The following is a 19462-nucleotide window of genomic DNA, read 5'->3' on the forward strand; positions in this document are numbered from 1 at the left end:
TAAACCTGTTTACTATGAAAATTTATATCAAAAATATGGTATGCGGCCGTTGTAAAATGGTAGTAAAGTCTGTATTTGAAAGTATGGGAATTAATCCTTTTTCAGTTGAGTAAGGTGAAGTTGAATTGAAAAGTGACATTAACGAAAATCAAAAAAGCGAATTGTTAAAAAAACTTCGTGCAATTGGCTTTGATTTAATTGACAATAAGAAAAGTAAAACAATCGATAAGATTAAAACATTGATTATTGATTTGGTTCAAAATAAAAACAATGATTTGAAAAGTAACTTATCCAGTTATATTTCACAAGAACTCCATCAAGACTATAACACCTTGAGTAATCTGTTTTCGGAAGTTGAAAATACTACTATTGAGAAGTATTTCATCAATCAGAAAATTGAGAAAGTAAAAGAATTGATTATTTATGATGAATTATCTTTAAGCCAAATTGCCTACTCTTTAAATTATAGTACTGTTTCGCATTTGAGTAATCAATTCAAAAAAGTAACTGGCTTTTCGCCAACTTACTTCAAGAACATAAAAACCATTAAAAGAAAGCAAATAGAAGATTTGTAAATCTTGCATATCATACCCAAAATTGTGCAAATGCAAAAAACAATTATGATAGAAATTTGTATTAAAATAATATAGAAGATGATACATACTTACAGCATTACCGGTATGACTTGCGATGGTTGTCGCTCTAAAGTCGAAAAAGCATTGAATACTATTGAAGGAGTTGAGGCAAAAGTTGCATTAAATCCACCCATCGCAACTATAACTATGGAAAAACATATTCCAACAACACAGTTACAAGAAGCATTGACAGCAGTTGGGAAATACACCATAGAAATGAATAATGGCAAGATCCTAGTACAGGCACCAGCTAATGAAACTACAGCAAAATCCTGCTGCTCTACGCATTCTCATGAGCATAAAAAAGAAACTGTTATACCAAGCAATGCTCAGGGAAAATACTACTGTCCAATGCATTGTGAAGGCGAAAAACTATATGACAAAGCAGGCGACTGTCCTGTATGTGGAATGGATTTAGTAAAAGCACCCGATTTAACAGTTAATAAAGCCTTATATACTTGTCCGATGCATCCTGAAGTAATTAGTGAAATACCAGGTTCGTGTCCTATTTGCGGAATGGATTTGGTACCGATGGAACCTAGTGATAGTGAAGACCAAAAGACGTATAAAGATTTGGTAAAGAAAATGAAAATAGCGGTCGTATTTACAGTTCCTATTTTCGCTATTGCTATGATAGAAATGGCACATAATAATCCTTTGCTTCAACTAATGGATGCCACTAAGTGGAATTGGGTACAGCTTATTTTATCACTTCCAGTTGTTTTTTATGCCTGTTGGATATTTTTTGTTCGCGCTTGGAAATCAATAATTACATGGAATTTAAATATGTTCACCCTTATCGGAATTGGTACAGGAGTGGCTTTTTTATTTAGTTTGGTCGGCATGTTTTTCCCAGACATTTTTCCTAGTGAATTTAAAACAGAACATGGGGCAGTATTACTGTACTTCGAGGCTACAACAGTTATTCTGACTTTAGTTTTATTGGGGCAACTACTCGAAGCCAGAGCACACAGCCAAACCAGCGGAGCTATTAAAGCATTACTTAAATTGGCACCAACTGAGGCTACTTTAGTAGCAGATGGAGGTGACAAAGTAATTTCTATTCATGATATCAAAAAAGGTGATTTACTGAGAGTAAAACCCGGAGATAAAATTCCAGTTGACGGAAAAATTACCGATGGAGAAAGTAGTATTGATGAAGCTATGATTACTGGCGAACCAATACCCGTTGACAAAAAGAAAGATGATAATGTTATTGCCGGAACCATAAACGGTAACAAGTCCTTTGTAATGATTGCCGAAAAAGTAGGTTCAGAAACTTTGCTTTCCCAAATAGTGCAGATGGTAAATGATGCCAGTCGTTCAAGAGCACCAATTCAAAAATTAGCCGACAGTATCGCTAAATATTTTGTGCCAGTAGTGGTGATTATCTCCGCAATAACATTTTTCGTTTGGGCAAAATTTGGCCCAGAACCAGCATTGGTTTATGGATTCATTAATGCAATTGCGGTATTAATTATTGCTTGTCCTTGTGCATTAGGATTAGCTACGCCAATGTCGGTAATGGTTGGCGTTGGTAAAGGTGCGCAATCTGGTGTACTTATAAAAAATGCTGAAGCTTTAGAAAACATGAATAAAGTTAATGTGTTAATTACTGACAAAACAGGAACAATAACCGAGGGAAAACCTTCTGTTGAGAAGATATTTTCTTCAAATAATGAAGAAAATAATTTGCTTAAAAACATAGCTTCATTAAACCAATACAGCGAACATCCATTAGCACAAGCTGTAGTCAATTATGCTAAATCAAAAACAGTTTCATTAATCGAGGTAAAGGATTTCGAAGCCATTGCAGGCAAAGGAGTTATAGGAACAGTTACCGATAAAAAAGTAGCATTAGGAAATAAAAAACTAATGGAACAAGTCAAAGCAATAGTTTCAGATGATTTAGAAAATAAAATTATTGCTGAACAAAAACTAGGTAAAACGGTTTCATACATAGCTGTTGATGGTAATGCTGTTGGTTTTGTATCAATTTTCGATGCCATTAAAGAATCAAGTGCAGTAGCCATTAAAGAGTTAATGCGTCAGGGTGTTGAAGTAGTAATGCTTACTGGAGACAATGAAAACACAGCTAAAGCGGTTGCTGATGAATTGGGGTTGACGTCATATAAAGCAGGATGCTTACCCGAAGACAAACTCAAAGAAATTAAAAAATTGCAAGCAGAAGGCAAAATTGTGGCGATGGCAGGCGATGGTATAAATGATGCTCCAGCATTGGCACAAGCAAATATTGGAATTGCAATGGGAACAGGAACAGACGTAGCTATAGAAAGTGCTAAAATAACTCTAGTAAAAGGCGATTTGCTAGGTATCGTAAAAGCCAAGAATTTGAGCCACGCTGTAATGCGAAACATCAAACAAAACTTGTTTTTTGCTTTCTTCTATAATGTTTTAGGAGTTCCAATTGCAGCGGGAGTTTTGTATCCATTTTTTGGAGTTTTATTATCGCCAATGATTGCAGCTTTAGCAATGAGTTTTAGCTCGGTTTCTGTAATTGTAAATGCTTTGCGATTAAGAAGTTTAAAATTATAAAAAGCATTAGAAATAATTTATAGCTGTATAAAAAATGAACAACCTTACTCAAATAATCCAACAATATAAAGTTGATACCGAAAGTGTTTACAACACTTGGTTTGTAGATAACGACCAACGATTAAAAGCATTTAGGACTATTCGGCGAGGTGTTTTACAAGTTATTGAGGATATTAAAAACAAATCGTTTCCAAACGATTTTAAAGGCAGTAGTTTAGAATTTGTATTAAGTTGTATAGCAGAACAAAAACAAGTCTTTGTTGGCGTAGCACATCCTTTTTATTGGAAACCAAAATTAAGAATTCCAGATATTTACGAAAACCAAAACAATAAAATTGCTTTTGGTCAATTTCTCGAAAACTGCATTAATGCCAAAACGGAAGAACAAGTAGTAAAAGAAATTGTAAAATTAGACGAACTCAAAGTAAAAGGGCTTGGACCAGCAGTCGCTAGTATTTTATATTTCTTGCATCCGACTTGGTTTCCACCATTCAATACAGCAATTCTTAACGGATTTAATTTTCTTTTCAAGGACAAAAAGAAACTAGGAAGTTGGACAGAATATCTTAAAATTCGTGAAATTTTAAAAGAAACAAATACCAAGCACAAATCCGAATTGTCGAATGATTTAGGAGCAATTGCAGGATTGTGTTTTGAAATTGGTACTCAAAAAATGCTAATTGGTAATGATGAATATCTAAGCGAAGAAGAACGAACAAAATTTGAAAAAAACATACTAAAACGTCAAAAAGAAATCCAGGAAGAAAAGCTGGCCGAAAATCTTCACAACGAAATGCAATACCACTTATTAAAAATTGGGTCATCATTAGGTTATGATGTAACGCCTGCCAGTAATGATAAGAGTAAAGAATTCAATGGTCAAAAATTTTCTTTTATTTCAATTACAAGATTTCCAGAATTGCCAACAGATAAAGATACTCAAAACACAATAAAATTAATTGATGTTCTTTGGTTTCAAAAAGGGACAAACAATATTATTGGTGCTTTTGAAGTGGAGAAAAGCACCAGTATTTATTCTGGTATTTTACGCTTATCTGATTTGTATTTTAGTATTTCCAATGGAGAAGAAGTCTTTTATATTATTATTCCAGACAGTCGGGAGAAAGATGTGATCCAACAATTAAATCGGCCAGTTATAAAAAATTCAAAAATGAATATCAAATACATACTTTTTTCAGAATTAAGGGCGAATTGTGATGCGATTTGCAAGTTTGGAACTGACCATTCTATTATGGAAAAAATCGCAAAATCAATTTAAAAAATAACTATGACAAATAAAACACATTGGGAAAACGTGTACGATACGAAACTGCCTAACGAAGTAAGTTGGACTCAAGAAAAACCTGAAACTTCTTTACAATTAATTGCAAATTGCAAATTACCCAAAACAGCCAAAATTATAGATATTGGAGGAGGAGACAGTAACTTGGTAGATTATCTTTTAGAACAAGGTTTTGAGAATATTACAGTTTTGGATATTTCTGAAAAAGCTATTGAAAAAGCCAAATTCCGATTAGGTAAATTATCCGAAAAAGTGAAATGGATTGTTTCTGATATTACAGAATTTCAACCCGAAGAAACGTATGATATTTGGCACGACAGAGCAACCTTTCATTTTCTCACTGAAAAGGAACAAATTGAAAAGTATAAAACACTTGTTCAAAACTATGCAAGTAATTATTTAATAATGGCTACTTTCTCTAATAATGGACCATTAAAATGCAGTGGATTAGAAATTAAACAATATACCATTCGAGATTTAGTTGGTTTATTTTCGGATAAATTTAAAATTATTGACAGCTTTTATCAAGACCATCAAACACCATTCAATACAGTGCAAAATTTTGTGTTTTGTATTTTTAAAAGAATTTAAAAAATCAAATAATGAAATTAAAATTATCAATTATACTATTATTTCTTGTGTTGAGTGCATCAGCCCAAAAAATCGTTCGCTACGATTTATATCTTCGAGATACAATTGTAAACTTTACAGGCAAACCAAAAAGAGCCATTGCCGTAAACGGACAAATACCAATGCCTACTTTAACATTTACTGAAGGCGACATTGCAGAAATTTATGTGCATAATGAGTTAAATGAAGATACTTCTTTACATTGGCACGGCTTATTTTTACCCAACAAAGAAGATGGTGTACCGAATTTGACACAAATGCCAATAAAACCTCATACTACACATTTGTATAAATTTCCAATAATACAACACGGCACACATTGGTATCACAGTCACACAGGATTACAAGAACAAATCGGAATGTATGGAAATTTTGTAATGCTCAAAAAAACGACTGATCCAACTTTTAGAAATGGAATTGATGATTTACAAACCGTTCCAATTGTTTTGAGCGAATGGACGGATATTAAACCGGAAAACGTACACCGGATGTTGCATAACGCAAACGATTATCCAGCAATAAAAAAAGGAACAACCCAAAGTTACACAGAAGCTATAAAGCAAGGGTATTTTGGTGTAAAAGTAAAAAACGAGTGGAAGCGGATGAATGCAATGGATGTAAGCGATGTATTTTACGATAAAATCCTTATGAATGGTAAGCCAAGTACAGATGTTAAAAGTATTGATGGCAAACCTTTAAAAGCAGGAGACAAAGTTCGTTTGAGAATTTCCAACGGTGGGGCATCTTCCTATTTTTGGCTTACCTATGCAGGAGGTAAAATTACCGTTGTTGCAAACGATGGTAACGATGTCGAACCAGTAGAAGTCGATAGATTAATTGTTGGAGTTTCTGAAACTTACGATGTAGTTGTGACTATTCCTGCGGATAAAACGGCTTACGAATTTTTGGCTACCACCGAAGATAGATTATATTCAGCCTCTTATTTTATTGGCGATGGTATCAAACAACTTATTGAGCCTCTTCCTAAGCTTAAATATTTTGAAGGGATGAAAATGATGAACGGAATGATGAAAATGAACGGAGACCTTGACGATATGGGAATGCAAATGAGTCTCAATCAAATGGATATGAACGTGGTGATGTACCCGGAAATTACAGGCGAACAAAAAAAGAAAGCCGATAAAAAAATGATGGATATGAAAATGACCGAAGCCGATTATAACAGTAATGCTCTTTCGGATATTACAACCTTAAATTATGCAATGCTGAAATCGCCAACTAAAACCACACTCCCAAAAGATGCTCCAGTAAAAGAGTTAAAATTTGAACTCACAGGAAATATGAACCGCTATGTTTGGAGTTTAGACAACAAAGTTGTCTCAGAAGCTGACAAAATTTTAATTAAAGAAGGTGAAAATGTCCGCATTACAATTTATAATAATTCGATGATGCGACACCCAATGCATTTGCACGGTCACGATTTCAGATTATTGAATGGTCAAGGCGATTATGCACCATTAAAAAATATTGTGGACATTATGCCAATGGAAACCGATACCTTGGAATTTAATGCAAATGTAAAAGGTGATTGGTTTTTTCATTGTCATATCTTGTACCATATGATGAGCGGAATGGGCAGAGTTTTTAGCTATGAAAACCAAGCTCCAAATCCCGAAATCCCAAACCCAAAACTCGCACAGCGCAAATTATTTGCCGATGACAGAGCATTTCATTTTATGGCAGAAAATGATTTTGCAACAAATGGTAACGATGGAGAAGCAATGTACCAAAGCACACGTTGGAGCATTGGAACAGAATGGAGATTAGGATATAATGATATGCACGGTTACGAAACCGAAACCCATATTGGAAGATACATTGGCAAAATGCAATGGTTGATGCCTTTTGTTGGTTTTGATTGGCGTTACAGAGTAATGCCTGATGGTGAAGTTGAAAAAAATATGTTCGGACAAACAAATACAAAGGATAATCGGCATTTTTTAAGTGTTGGTGTAAATTATACTTTACCATTGTTAATTGTAGCACAAGCAGAAATATTTACGGGAGGTTATTTTAGAATACAATTTGAACGAAAAGATATTCCTATTTCAAAACGATTAAGAATGAATTTAATGTGGAATACGGATTATGAATATATGGCAGGTTTACGATATATTCTAGGAAAAAATATGGGACTGACAACACACTATGATAGCGACATGGGGTGGGGTATTGGAGTAAGTTTGAATTATTAATTCAATTAAGCATATAGAGCTTCTTAGTTTCTAGGATAATCAAATTGAAACTAGGATAACACGCCCAAATGGCGTCAAAATCTCGAAAATCTTATAATTTTCAGTTTTTTGTTTTGCGAATTGCTTGAATGGATATCTTTTTTTATTATCTCTTTTTAATCAGGTATTCTAAATCAGGATCATTTTTAATACGCTCCAATTCAGTTTCAATAATCTGAACAATATCCTGTTTTATCTGCCGGTAATTGGCCTCTATTTCCTGTTTCATATTGTCTTCTCCATTCTTCTTTACAAATGATAAAATCTCTGGTATCTTTTGATAGGCTTTGGTTTCAGCAGATACTTTTTCATTGTCGACAAGAATTTCAGCATGGAATATTTTCTGCTCGATGCGTTCATCAAAATTGTCCGACACAGCACCTACAAAAATACCTTGGGTCAATGTAGATATTTTAGATGCAGGAATGAGGCTGTCCAATTGAGTAGAAATTGATGTCGAGGTATCATTACGGTTGATTGACAAGCTTTGTCTTTTTTGCAACACTTTCCCAAAACGTTCCGAAAGGGCTTTGGCAGTTTCACCAACTACTTGACCACTAAAAATATTACCGACAGTGTTCTGAATCACCTTGCTCTCTTTGTCTCCGTAATCCCTTGTTAACTGCGAAAAATCCTGAAAACCGAGGCATACTGCCACTTTATTACTTCTGGCTGTTGCAATGAGATTATCCAGGCCTCTAAAGTAGATTGTAGGCAGCTCATCTATAATGACAGAACTCTTTAACTGTCCTTTCTTATTAATGAGTTTTACAATACGAGAATTATACAACCCCAGCGCAGCAGAGTAAATATTTTGTCGATCTGGATTGTTGCCTACACATAATATTTTCGGTTCTTTGGGATTATTGATGTCTAATGAAAAATCATCTCCGGTCATAACCCAATACAATTGCGGGGAGATCATTCTTGACAAAGGGATTTTCGCAGACGCTATCTGCCCCTGCAATTGGTCTTGTGCGCCGCCTTGCCAAGCGTCCATAAAGGGTGATAGATAATTTTCCAGATCAGAATAGGAAGTAAGAATCGTAAATACGTCCGAATACTTTTTGTTTAGTAATTCAATGGCATGAGGGAACGTGCAGTATTTACCGTTTTCATAGATTTTAAGAAACCAAATGATGGCAGCCAATAAGATGATTGGAGATTCTACAAAGAAATCCCCCTGTTTTTGTATCCAAGAACGGTTAAGATTCAGCATAATGGTATATGCTGACTCGTAGGCATCGGATATGTCTGTCATAAAATCAGGATTTATGGGGTTGCAACGGTGGCTTTTTTTTGGATCGTCAAAGTTGATGATGTAGAATTTCGGTTTTACTTTGTACTTATCCGCATGCTTTAGTAAATGATTATAGGCAATTGTAGATAGGTCATCGAATTTAAAATCATAGATATACATTGAAAAACCTTTTTCAATATGCTGCTTAATATAATTGTTTACAACAGCATACGATTTCCCTGAACCGGGTGTGCCTAATACAATGGTTGCCCTAAAAGGGTTTACAATATTAATCCATCCATTATGCTGTTTTTTATTGTACCAGAACTTAGTCGGCAGATTCACGGAATACTCGTTTTCCATTAGTTTGGTTTCCTGCATAAAACTTTCGTTCTCATTATTGAATACATCGTCCATTAGGTTGGTACGGAGCAGCCGGCTAATCCAAACTCCTGTTACCATCAGCGAGATATAGCCCAAACCTGTGGTAAGGATATAAAGAAATGTAGCGATGTTTAATGGCAGTTTTAATAAGGATGTGTTCAGAAAAAACAGCACAAATCCAATTCCCAACGTCATATATATTTTAGACCATGTTATTTTTTCATTCTTGACGCCTTTTGTTCCTAAGCAACTCAAAGCCAGCAAGAGCAAAGCAAATATTTTGGTGTAAAGAGTATGGGAAAACAGGCTCACCGTTCGATCAAAGTTTCTCAATATTTTATTGACTACCTCCAGTGTCCAGCAACTTTCTAAAAAGAACCCATAACAGAACCAGTAAAAGTGCATCAGCACAATCAGTATACTTACCGCTCTCATAAATGCCATAATCTTGGCTAATCCTCTTAAATCGTCTTCTCCCTGCATTTTTCAAATATTAAATGTTCGGGCGTTAATTTAAAGGATGTGAAGAGTGGCTATAAAAAAGTGGCAGACATTAGCGTTGCGTGACAGCGTTTGGCGTTAAGTGGTTTCAATCAGGTTCAGATTTTATAACGATTTTTTTATTAAATTTAAACTCTTGATTTTTTTGACTTACTCATCAATTTGATAATCAATATTAAAGGAAATAATATGAATTGGAATAATCCTGATGCTGATCCTGGAGAAAGTGAAGAGGAATATGAAGCTCGGAAAAGAGAAGAAAGTGAGGCTGCTACAGGGCTAATGTTTATGGTCGTTGAGGGTTTTATTTTTGTCTTAAAAATAGCTGCTATTTTCGGTATGTTTTGTTATGCCGGATTTTTACTGTCTCAAAAGTTCTGGGGAGAAGAAACCGACAAATTTAAAATTTGGAGTTTCTCCTTATTATTTACCTACCTTATTTTCTGCATTATTTATTTCTTTAAAGGAACTATCATTGGCTTGCAGGCAAAGAACAGGAAATTATGGATATTACCGTGGGTAATCTGTGTGTTAATATGCTGTATTATTCCCGCATTAATAGTAAAATCATTCGTTGCTGGTATGTTCAATCTAACAGAACGACAAGGTTTATTGTGTATTGGATTGAGTTGGGGAGCATTTATACTTTTTTCATTTTATGTCTATGGTATTTATCAGTTCAAGACACCAACTGTTCCGAAGATTTTGCACTGGAGCTATGCATTGGGATTGAAAGTGTCTTTGTAATTAGGAGTTCATAATAAACAACAAAACCTACTGACCTCTTTTACGTTTTCTTTTCTTTTTTATCTTATTGGCAAAATCCTGTTCTTCGTAATCTTCTCCCTGTGCTTCGGGAAGTAAGCCACTCAATGTTTCGATCAAACCATCTTCATGTTTTTCTGAAGTATTCAGGAAGTCGAACAAATGATGTGGTTGTTCTGCAGGAAGATCTGTGTAATTTGGTTTTGATATTTTAGATTGTAGTTCAACTGGCTTTTTAATGTCGGGTTTGATATTATGGTTCCAATAATCATTTAAGGTATTGGCAGAAAGTTCTTTGCCTAAACGTGAACCGTTCCAAATTGCTTTAGAATTATGGTCTATAAAAGTTATTCCGTAAATACGCCCTGTGTCATTTCTCCGTACCACTACGTTAATGCCCTGTTCACCTAATCTTTTTTTAAAAGCCTGCTCATCACTTGTTGATTGCAGGGCAATGGTAACAGTAGCTTTAATGGTTGGCTTTGTCGGGTGGTCTTTCAAAGCCTCTTTGCTTTTTGCAAAATGTAATTCCAAAGTCGGTAGCCCTGCATTCTTTCCGAATAAGGAAGCCTTGAACGGATGTCCAGCTCTTTCTCCTTTTTCATTTAAAGGAATGTACAATAAGCCTTGGCGAATTTTTCCCTGCAATTCTCCCTCTACTTTTTCAGTGGTAATATTGAACAGGGAAAGTAACGCATTGTATTCTCCCAACGTCTGGAACTTATAATACTTAGGTAGGTGACGGACAACCGAAGCAATCTGGCTTTTTATATCTCCTGTTTGGTAATTCACAGGATGGAAAATATTATCATTTTGCTTGTGCTCTTTCTCTGTAGCTGATAGAAGTCCGTATTTACTTTCGAGTTCACGACATACATTCATAGATCGTCTTTTTTCGAACTTATCCGAAATCTTTTTGCCTTCTTCATCCACACAAACTGATACAATATGAATATGGGTGCGATCAATATCCGTATGCTTGAATACTACAAAAGGTTGTTCCCCATAACCCATTTCTTGCATATACTCCTGTGCTATTAGTTTGAACTTTTCATCACTTACATTATCCTTTGGGTCAGGATTAAGAGAAATATGCAAAGTTTGCTTTTCGGTATTACGGTTGGCAATCAGATAAGGTTCAAAAGAGCGAACCAACTGAGCAACGGAATACTGTCCATTAGGTGTTTCTATTATTCTGTTAGTAAATAGAATTTGCCCGTTTTCTTTTTCCACTTTTAGTTGATTGTATGCCAATGCACCATATAAATTGCTTCCTCTTCCGATTTTTGCTATCATTTCAACACTATTTTTTCAAATGTTTTGTTTCAAATTCTTCGGTTATCTGAATGATTTTTTGGCATAATACCGCCATTTCTGCCGTCTGTTTTTCTAATTTGTAGAGATAAGCAGCTGCTTTTTTCTCTGAAAAATTACGGTACAATAGCTTCACAATCTGGTTGTAATTCACTCCAACGGAGCGGAATTGGCTGTGAAAAGAGGTCAATCGCATATAAAAATCAATCGTTCCTTTATCAATTTTAATCGATTTCACCTCTTTTCCAAACAGTACGGAAATGATAAATTTTGCTTTGTTGGTCATTCCTGATGTTTCAAAAAGAGATATTAATCTAGCATTTTCTTCGTCTGTAAGACGAAAAACGTGGCGGTGAATACTAGGGTCACTCTTGGGTGTCCGTCCGCCTTTATTCTGTTTTGTATTGCTGTTTTCTTTCATCACATATTCATTTTTTAACCATAGAAAAAGCTTGACTTCGGAAAGGTTTTCAGCTCCCAGCAGGGCAAGTTGTTTTGAGGCACGAACTCGGTTTCGAGTGCCTCAAAACACAACTTGCCGTGTTCATGTGAACACAAAAATCCGCCCTGCGGGACGGATTAAATAAAGCAGGGAAAAACGGCTTCGGGCCGTTCACTTTATAACCTGATTTATCGAAATGCTTTTGCATAAAATCCATTAATAAAAATCACTTTACAAAGTAAATTCCTCTTCAGTAAAGTATTGCACTGTGTAGTATTGCCAAATAGTGTCAATGAACGCCAATGGGTTCTTACTTATAAGAAGGACGTATACATCTGCATTTCTTTGTGCCTGCAAGCGTATGTAAACAGATAACTATGTTGGTACGCAGTTCCTCAATTATGTATGTAGTCGCTTATGTATATACAAGCGTATGGATGTTGATAAATGCAGATGAGGTTATAAAATCACATAGTTAAATAAGTGCAGATTTGCAGACTTGAGTTTGCACAGAAATAGGTCTGATAATGCAGATCTATTCGTATAGCTACCTAAAAATAGATACGCATATGTCAGTATATAAGTAGAGCAATACCTATTTAAATAGCCATATAACTTTCTGCAAAATTGCATACGTATGAACAATAGTAGGTAAGCATCTATCTATGCAGTGATATAAGTAAATAATTAAATACAGTTAAAAATGAAAACAGAACACAAAACAGTATTCATTGCTTTTTCGTCCCAAAAGGGAGGAGTTGGCAAAACCACCTTTACGGCACTTGCGGCCAGTACACTACATTATCGTCTTGGCTACAATGTAGCCGTATTCGATGCTGATTTTCCACAACATAGTTTAATGAAAATGAAGACTCGTGATTTGGCTATGGTGATGGAAAATGAGTTTTTAAAACGGATGGCATTCAAACAATTTACGACTATTAACAAAAAAGCTTATCCGATCATTCAGCATAAAGCTGAAGGTGTATTGGAGGCTGCGCATGATTTTTTAGAATCCACTTCCGTTCCGGTTGATTTTATCTTTTTTGACCTTCCGGGAACAGTAAACACTCCTGGTATTTTGAAAGCTCTGGCGGGGATGCACCATATTTTCACGCCTATTGTAGCAGATCGTGTAGTTATGGAAAGTACACTCATTTTTACCCAGCTGATGAAGGATGTTATTATGAAAAAAGGAGAAACCTCCATTAAAACCATTAATCTGTTTTGGAATCAGGTAGATGGTCGTGAACGCTCGCCCTTGTACGATGTTTATAATAAACTTATTGATGAGTTGGGCTTAAGCTTGATGCAATGTCAGATTATGAACAGCACACGTTTCCGCAAGGAGAGTGAAGCGGGTGCCAAGACTGTTTTTCGGTCAACTTTAATGCCTCCCGATGAACGGTTGATGAATGCTTGCCGCTTAGACCAGTTTATGACGGAATTTTTAAGAATCGTTCAATTGTAATAGCATGGAAAAAGACAATAAGAAAAAAGCAATTCCCGAAATCAACGAAGAGTTAATGATGAATCTGATGGTAGATGGAGTAAAAAAGGAAGGATTGGAACTTCCGCTGGAAGAACGCAAAGCTCCGATAAAACCATTTCAGGAAAAGCCTTTAGCGAAGGAACGGAACAGAGGAAAAAAAATAAATGATCAGGATTATGAAAGCATATTTTTCAAAAGGCCAGACACCAATGCCCGTGATGGTAAAACGGTATATATCCGACCGGATTTCCATGAGAAACTCTCACGGATTGTACAGGTAATAGGCGAAGATAAAATAACCATTTATGCCTACTTAGACAATCTTCTTGAATATCATTTTCAGGAGTTTGGAGAGCAGATTATCACAACTTTTAATGATAAATACAAACCTATTTTATAATTATGGAAACAGTAATCGTAATATGCCTGCTCATTATTATTGCGCTCTTGGTACAGGATAAGATAATTATCAAGAAAAGGACGGAGCAAAAACCAACTCAGGAAAAACCTAATCCGAACCTACCTGATATTATGGGACAGCCCAAACCAATGAGAAGCCTTTCAGTGCCAAAACGTGCCACTGAAAGCCAAAGTAAAAAGCGGAAACATGAAATGAATAATTTTGATATTGAAATCGACGAGGTAGATGTCGATATACAAATTCCGCAGGAAGAACTGGATGAAGTTTTTGGAAATATGCCTGATTTTGAGGAAGAGGAAGAAGAATGGAACAGGTACGGAATATCTGGTGGGAATAACGGTTTTGCCCAAGGGGTTACCTTTGAAGAATTAAGTTCCGTGGGGATGTTGCTGCAAAAAGAAAATTTGGAGCAATCTCAAAAGGAAACAGCGGTTGCTATAGTTCAGAAAATACAGGGAACCGAATTATTCAGCCTACTGGAAAATTCCATAGAAAATGCTTCCCGTAAAATAGCCGAGCTATTAGACAGTAGTCTTACTTCTGATGCGGATGCTGGTTCTTCCACTTTGCGGAAAAATGATTTGAGTGATTTTGACATTGGGGAGTTTGTCTAAAAAGACGACTTCCCTTTGTTCTTTAAAAACAGAATATTATGGAACGAGAATTACCGACAGTGAACATCGAAGGAACTGATTTTTTTGTAGATGTTATAAAAAATGAGCTGAAGGAAAAAGGCAACCCTCAAAACAGGATGAGCATTAAAAATATGCTGTATGTTGGTGATGGTTACCGTTTTCAGTATGATACGACCATCAAGAACTTTCTTCCTTTTGGAGCATCAATGGCTCTGGGCAATAACAACCATTCAAAGGAAATAAAAATACCCAATCTTGTAGAGCTCGATCCAATGGGCATGGCAAAAAAGTACAACCGAACAATAGAAGAAATTACGGGAAAGACAGATTTTGAATTGACGATAAAACCGGGAAGTCCGCTTGATTTTCGATGGAACAAAAAAATATTGCCAACATTGGATATTGCTGGACACACCTTTTATGTTGATTTAGTGATGGACAAGCTTCGACCAAAAGATGACTTTAAGTCCAAAGGAATAGGTTTATCTGAAATAAGGGAGTATTATGATCGTTATTACCAGGCATATATTATTCCTTATAATCCAAAAACGCGTGAATTTCAGGAAGTGGGTATTCGTACCATTACCGAACTGCCCAAGGAAATCATAGTGATAAAGTTTCCGCATCTTAGTGAATTGGATAATGTTGGCTGGAACATAAAATATGGTTTTGGGCCCGGACACCTTATAAAAGAAGATACTCTTCAATTACACTTTAAAGCGAGAACACTACCATGGAAGGAAACCAACATTCCAGAAAATATTAAGTTAAACCTTGAAGAACAAAAACAGGAACAAAAAGAGAAAATAGAAGCCAAGAAATTATCAGATATATTCCCCGAACAAAAAAAGGGTAGAAAAATGTAAAATTTTCTATATAAAAGAAGCGTCAGAGCCAAAAGTTCTGGCATTTTTTTATGCCCAATTTCTGCTCAGAAAATACAGGGAACCGAATTATTCAGCCTATTGGAAAATTCCATAGTGTCTCCCGTAAAATAGCTGAACTGTTGGCGGGATGCTTTCTTCTGAAACGGTTGCCAGTTCTTCCACTTTGAGGAAAAATAGTTTGAAGGATTTTGATATTGGAGAGTTTGTGTAAGCAAGGTTAAATGTTTATTTTTTTTGATAAAGGGCAAAGCGAAATCAAAATTTCGTTTGCCCTTTTTTCTTTTTATAAATTAATTGTACCTAGTAGCCAAGTGTAATAAAAATACTAAATTTGACAGGAAGTAACAAGTCAAAAAAATGAAGCAAAGCGATTTTGGTATTAAAATTAGAAATTTAGGGACCAGACGGGATTACTTCTTAGGTAGCTTGTATTTACTTTGGAAGTAAATACAGTTCTAGTAAACAAGATAGAACGAGGAGAAAGAAAGACAAATAGAGAACAGGTAATTAAATTAGCTGAATTGTTAGAGGTAGATGAAGATGAACCTTTGGCATACAAAGCACTTAAAAATTCAGAAAACGATTAAAAGTAAATAACAATATGCAACTAAACTACTTTCCTATAAAATTTGAGTTTGATCAATACCAGATTAGAACAGAACCATATTCCGAAGAACGTCTCATTGAACTACGAAGTTTATACAATACCACTCATTCTTTTTTCAGGAATGGGGAAGTAATATATGTATCAAATAAGGATGGAAATGATTCCAACTCGATAGGAAATTTAGTATCAAGAGAAACATATGGAGATAATCAGATTACTTCCTCGTTGATTAAGCATCTTTTCTTTAGAACTTTTAAAGAAAGGTTTCCAAGATATATTCCAGTTGACTTTTATCCTTTTCGTTTCTTTTCAGAGCAAGCAAAAGATGATATAATTTATAATTTATTGCCGGATCATCTCAAAAATCGTATTGCTTATAAAAAGCTGATAGAAATACAATTGCGATTAACTGAAATTAACGGATTGAAACAATTTGGTTTTCTTATAAATATCAGACGAAATTGGGTATTTAATAAATCATGTGCGGAACTACATTTGGAAGGATATAACTTAATTGGGGTTGAAGTTCTTCACGCTGAAATATTTTCTGGTTTAAATAATGTCATTGCTCCTAATGAAGAGCTTATAGGTGTTTTAATAGAGATTAATGGCGACAAAGCAAAAATTGATACCAATGAAGGGACAAAGGAATATAGCCTTGAACAATTATTTATAAAAAAATCCAAATACAATATTGGAAATTACTTGTCATTCGCTATTTCTCAGCAAAAGAGCGAAGAAATAATGAATCTTATTGAGAGTCAACGTCCCGATATTTACAACGCTAAGAAATTGCATGATGAAATAAAAAGGATTTCAAGTCATTTATTTTATGAAAATGGAGCACCTATTCTATTTTATAATAAAGATGGTTTCTGTTTTACAGTAGACAAAATACCTTTGTCTGTTTCAAATAGTATTGAATTAAGGACTCCTACATTTATCTTTGACCCTGCTGCAACTAAAACAAATAGCTCTAATCCGGATTTGGGTTTGTCGAATTATGGCCCGTACGATAGTACAACTTTTGATATTAAAACACCGAATGTTCTTTGTATCTGCAATAGAAATAACAGGGGGAATTTCACCAAATTTTTATCGAATCTTAAGGATGGCATGCCCCAGTCAAGATACTTTCAAAAAGGTCTTCAAAAAAAATATGATTTACAAGATGTAATAATTAATATAAGGGAAACACAAGGATATAGTACTGAAGAATACTTCAATATTATTAGCAATTATGACGAGAACAAACCTCATTTAGCAATTATAGAAATACCAGGTAGCTTTAAACGTCACATCGACCATTCCAACCTTTATTATCTGATTAAGGCAAAACTTCTATCATTAGAAATTCCAGTTCAGTTTGTCACCTCGGAAATAATAGGTAATCATAATGAGTATATTTTAAACTCAATTGCCCTTCAAATCTATGCAAAGTTGGGAGGAACACCTTGGGTTCTCCCTTCTCAACGATCCGTTGACAGGGAAATAATTATTGGGATTGGGCATAGTTGGTTAAGAAGAAATCAATATGCTGGGGCGGAACATAACCGAGTAGTTGGTATCACTACATTTATGTCAAGTGATGGCCAATATTTACTTGGTGATAAAGTTAAAGACGTAGCCTTTGAGAATTATTTTGATGAGCTATTGAATAGCTTGAAACAGTCCGTTCAGCGGCTTTCAACAGAACAGGGATGGACTGATGGAGACACGGTTCGTTTGATTTTTCACATTTTTAAGCCAATAAAAAATACAGAGTTCGATGTTATAAGTCAGTTAGTACGTGATATAACACAGTATAAAATTAAGTTTGCTTTTGTAACGATAAGTAACCTTCATCCCACTATGTTGTTTGATGCGAATCAACCCGGTATTAGTAAATATGGGAATAATGCCGTAAAAGGTCAATTTATACCTAATAGAGGAAGTAATATCTTCCTTGACGACAAAACGTGCATAGTACAAATGTTCGGGGCTAATGAATTAAAGACATCAAAACAAGGCATGAGTAGGCCAGTTCTTATTACAATCGGGACCCCAAAAGGGAATTATGATAGTAACGATTTAAATGACTTGCTGTTTTATGATTTAGGATATATTACGCAACAAATCTTTTCATTTACTTACTTGTCATGGAGAAGTTTTTTGCCTGGAGAAGAGCCAGCAACGATGAAGTATTCCAACCTTATTTCAAAGTTACTTGGAAAAATGAGAGATGTTCCCAATTGGGATGCTGACAGTTTGAATTATGGATTAAAAAGAAAAAAATGGTTCCTTTAGAAGATAGAATAGATTACTTGTCAAGAATTAATGAAAGTCATAAGCTAACAGCATTTAATAATTTGCTTTTAGCTAAGAAAGTTGTTATTCCAAAGGATCAAGATTTAAATGAGTCTGAGGAAATTTATTTCGGAATTATAAATGCTATTCAAATCAGCAATAAGGTAGATTTTGAAAAATATTATAATAAAAAAAATAAAAGTAAACCAAATAAAGATTCCCCTGCTCCTTTTGTAAACGATGATTTTCTGATGTTTTCCTTTATTGTTGGTGTTGTAAAATTTGAGATGGACAAAGACTGGTTATATTCGATTGTGTCCATCAAAAATAAAAATGCTATAACCGTTACTTTTGAAAATATTCTAAATGAAAATTACTATAGTACAAGCAATTTACCTGAGATAGTATTCATGTTTTTACAATTAAGAGATCACGCTCTAATTACAAACGAGTTTATAAACTTTACATTTAAAAAAGTTACTGAAAATATAGAATTATTTCAAAGTCGTAGTGATTTTCGAATTTTATGTTCGCTAAGAGCTTATGATTCAATTCTACGATTGAAGGAATCGCCTGATAAAAGTGAATTGGATATGTTTAAAAAGTTCAATGGCAGATTTATAAAACGTATAACATATTTATCACAGGTAATTCATGTAGTTTTATTTGGTTTATTGATATATGTAGTACTTAAGCTCCCTACATATAGTCCAGAAGCGATTGTATTTATTGAACAATACAATTTTGGTTTCACTATTTTTGGAGCGTTAGGATTGAGTTTTCTGGGCAATTTTATTCCTATTTTTAAAAACAAATCTCAAGAATCGATTATGAGATTGCTTGGGTATCCAAATGAATTAGTAAAAAAATCTATGGGGAAATAATATACCGATAATATTAATTGAAAATAATAGGATGTTTTCTTGATAATTGTTCATTGCTATCCGAAAGTCTAAAATAAAAAATGCCTGAGAATCCCGTATTTTTGATTTTGCGAAACAAATAATACTTTATGGGACTCTTCAGGCGAAACAAAAATATCAAAAAACCAGTTATTCGACAAATTATTGACCTTGTTCCTCGATGGATGCTTGAATCTTGTGCTAAAA

The 19462-nt window shown here is 34.7% G+C and carries 15 protein-coding genes and 1 pseudogene; 13 read left to right on the top strand and 3 right to left on the bottom strand.

The genetic code is table 11. The annotated features are described in order from the left end of the window. Positions 1–14: 14 nt before the first annotated feature. The 5 genes and pseudogenes from AO58_RS17210 (at position 15) to AO58_RS0110705 (ending at position 7340) form a co-directional block, all read left to right on the top strand. A pseudogene (locus AO58_RS17210) lies at positions 15–575 on the top strand (helix-turn-helix domain-containing protein). Positions 576–653: 78 nt separating this feature from the next. After that, entirely contained in the window at positions 654–3191 is a 2538-nt protein-coding gene (locus AO58_RS0110690) for a heavy metal translocating P-type ATPase (protein WP_024981698.1), read from the top strand. A gap of 34 nt (positions 3192–3225) precedes the next feature. Next, on the top strand, positions 3226–4470 hold the full coding sequence (locus AO58_RS0110695) for a type II restriction enzyme NmeDI-related protein (protein ID WP_024981699.1): 1245 nt from the start codon (positions 3226–3228) through the stop codon (positions 4468–4470). A 9-nt stretch (positions 4471–4479) separates the two neighbouring features. Next, positions 4480–5085: a class I SAM-dependent methyltransferase gene (locus tag AO58_RS0110700; protein WP_024981700.1), complete on the top strand. Its 606-nt coding sequence runs from the start codon at positions 4480–4482 to the stop codon at positions 5083–5085. Positions 5086–5096: 11 nt separating this feature from the next. After that, positions 5097–7340 (top strand): multicopper oxidase domain-containing protein, encoded by a 2244-nt coding sequence (locus tag AO58_RS0110705; protein ID WP_024981701.1) that lies wholly within the window; start codon positions 5097–5099, stop codon positions 7338–7340. 145 nt (positions 7341–7485) lie between these two features. Here AO58_RS0110705 and mobC read toward each other — a convergent pair whose 3' ends face one another. Then, entirely contained in the window at positions 7486–9486 is a 2001-nt protein-coding gene (mobC, locus tag AO58_RS0110710; protein WP_024981702.1) for a conjugal transfer protein MobC, read from the bottom strand. Positions 9487–9693: 207 nt separating this feature from the next. On the opposite strand from mobC, the gene AO58_RS0110715 reads away from it, so the two are divergent. After that, positions 9694–10251, top strand: coding sequence for a hypothetical protein (locus AO58_RS0110715; RefSeq protein WP_024981703.1), 558 nt, complete (start codon positions 9694–9696; stop codon positions 10249–10251). A gap of 27 nt (positions 10252–10278) precedes the next feature. Here AO58_RS0110715 and mobB read toward each other — a convergent pair whose 3' ends face one another. Continuing rightward, complete coding sequence (gene mobB / locus AO58_RS0110720) at positions 10279–11565, bottom strand: conjugal transfer protein MobB (protein ID WP_024981704.1); 1287 nt, start codon at positions 11563–11565, stop codon at positions 10279–10281. Between the two features lie 7 nt (positions 11566–11572). Beyond that, the gene (gene mobA, locus AO58_RS0110725; RefSeq protein WP_024981705.1) at positions 11573–12004 is read right to left on the bottom strand and encodes a conjugal transfer protein MobA; all 432 of its coding nucleotides are present in this window, start codon (positions 12002–12004) and stop codon (positions 11573–11575) included. 724 nt (positions 12005–12728) lie between these two features. Here mobA and AO58_RS0110730 point away from each other — a divergent pair. The 7 genes from AO58_RS0110730 to AO58_RS0110765 all read left to right on the top strand — a co-directional run bounded on the left by AO58_RS0110730 (position 12729) and on the right by AO58_RS0110765 (position 19237). After that, positions 12729–13496, top strand: a complete 768-nt coding sequence (locus tag AO58_RS0110730; RefSeq protein WP_024981706.1) for a ParA family protein — start codon at positions 12729–12731, stop codon at positions 13494–13496. Positions 13497–13500: 4 nt separating this feature from the next. After that, positions 13501–13917, top strand: coding sequence for a DUF3408 domain-containing protein (locus AO58_RS0110735; protein ID WP_024981707.1), 417 nt, complete (start codon positions 13501–13503; stop codon positions 13915–13917). Between the two features lie 2 nt (positions 13918–13919). Next, the gene (locus tag AO58_RS0110740; protein WP_024981708.1) at positions 13920–14552 is read left to right on the top strand and encodes a hypothetical protein; all 633 of its coding nucleotides are present in this window, start codon (positions 13920–13922) and stop codon (positions 14550–14552) included. A gap of 38 nt (positions 14553–14590) precedes the next feature. Then, the gene (locus AO58_RS0110745; RefSeq protein WP_024981709.1) at positions 14591–15439 is read left to right on the top strand and encodes a hypothetical protein; all 849 of its coding nucleotides are present in this window, start codon (positions 14591–14593) and stop codon (positions 15437–15439) included. A gap of 458 nt (positions 15440–15897) precedes the next feature. Then, the gene (locus tag AO58_RS18420; protein ID WP_139225570.1) at positions 15898–16047 is read left to right on the top strand and encodes a helix-turn-helix domain-containing protein; all 150 of its coding nucleotides are present in this window, start codon (positions 15898–15900) and stop codon (positions 16045–16047) included. Positions 16048–16061: 14 nt separating this feature from the next. Next, positions 16062–18353 (top strand): Piwi domain-containing protein, encoded by a 2292-nt coding sequence (locus AO58_RS0110760; RefSeq protein ID WP_024981710.1) that lies wholly within the window; start codon positions 16062–16064, stop codon positions 18351–18353. Beyond that, positions 18341–19237 (top strand): hypothetical protein, encoded by an 897-nt coding sequence (locus AO58_RS0110765; RefSeq protein WP_024981711.1) that lies wholly within the window; start codon positions 18341–18343, stop codon positions 19235–19237. The genes AO58_RS0110760 and AO58_RS0110765 overlap by 13 nt, the downstream gene beginning before the upstream one ends. Positions 19238–19462 lie beyond the last annotated feature (225 nt).

This window comes from Flavobacterium succinicans LMG 10402, assembly GCF_000611675.1.
GTDB lineage: Bacteria > Bacteroidota > Bacteroidia > Flavobacteriales > Flavobacteriaceae > Flavobacterium > Flavobacterium succinicans.

Bases quoted from the DNA above. Each gene is read 5' to 3' on its own strand.
- AO58_RS0110760 (WP_024981710.1), top strand. From the start codon at position 16,062: ATGCAACTAAACTACTTTCCTATAAAATTTGAGTTTGATCAATACCAG.
- AO58_RS0110745 (WP_024981709.1), top strand. From the start codon at position 14,591: ATGGAACGAGAATTACCGACAGTGAACATCGAAGGAACTGATTTTTTT.
- AO58_RS0110705 (WP_024981701.1), top strand. From the start codon at position 5,097: ATGAAATTAAAATTATCAATTATACTATTATTTCTTGTGTTGAGTGCA.
- AO58_RS0110715 (WP_024981703.1), top strand. From the start codon at position 9,694: ATGAATTGGAATAATCCTGATGCTGATCCTGGAGAAAGTGAAGAGGAA.
- AO58_RS0110765 (WP_024981711.1), top strand. From the start codon at position 18,341: ATGGTTCCTTTAGAAGATAGAATAGATTACTTGTCAAGAATTAATGAA.
- AO58_RS0110700 (WP_024981700.1), top strand. From the start codon at position 4,480: ATGACAAATAAAACACATTGGGAAAACGTGTACGATACGAAACTGCCT.
- mobC (WP_024981702.1), bottom strand. From the start codon at position 9,486: ATGCAGGGAGAAGACGATTTAAGAGGATTAGCCAAGATTATGGCATTT.
- AO58_RS0110735 (WP_024981707.1), top strand. From the start codon at position 13,501: ATGGAAAAAGACAATAAGAAAAAAGCAATTCCCGAAATCAACGAAGAG.
- mobB (WP_024981704.1), bottom strand. From the start codon at position 11,565: ATGATAGCAAAAATCGGAAGAGGAAGCAATTTATATGGTGCATTGGCA.
- AO58_RS0110740 (WP_024981708.1), top strand. From the start codon at position 13,920: ATGGAAACAGTAATCGTAATATGCCTGCTCATTATTATTGCGCTCTTG.
- mobA (WP_024981705.1), bottom strand. From the start codon at position 12,004: ATGAAAGAAAACAGCAATACAAAACAGAATAAAGGCGGACGGACACCC.
- AO58_RS0110690 (WP_024981698.1), top strand. From the start codon at position 654: ATGATACATACTTACAGCATTACCGGTATGACTTGCGATGGTTGTCGC.
- AO58_RS0110730 (WP_024981706.1), top strand. From the start codon at position 12,729: ATGAAAACAGAACACAAAACAGTATTCATTGCTTTTTCGTCCCAAAAG.
- AO58_RS0110695 (WP_024981699.1), top strand. From the start codon at position 3,226: ATGAACAACCTTACTCAAATAATCCAACAATATAAAGTTGATACCGAA.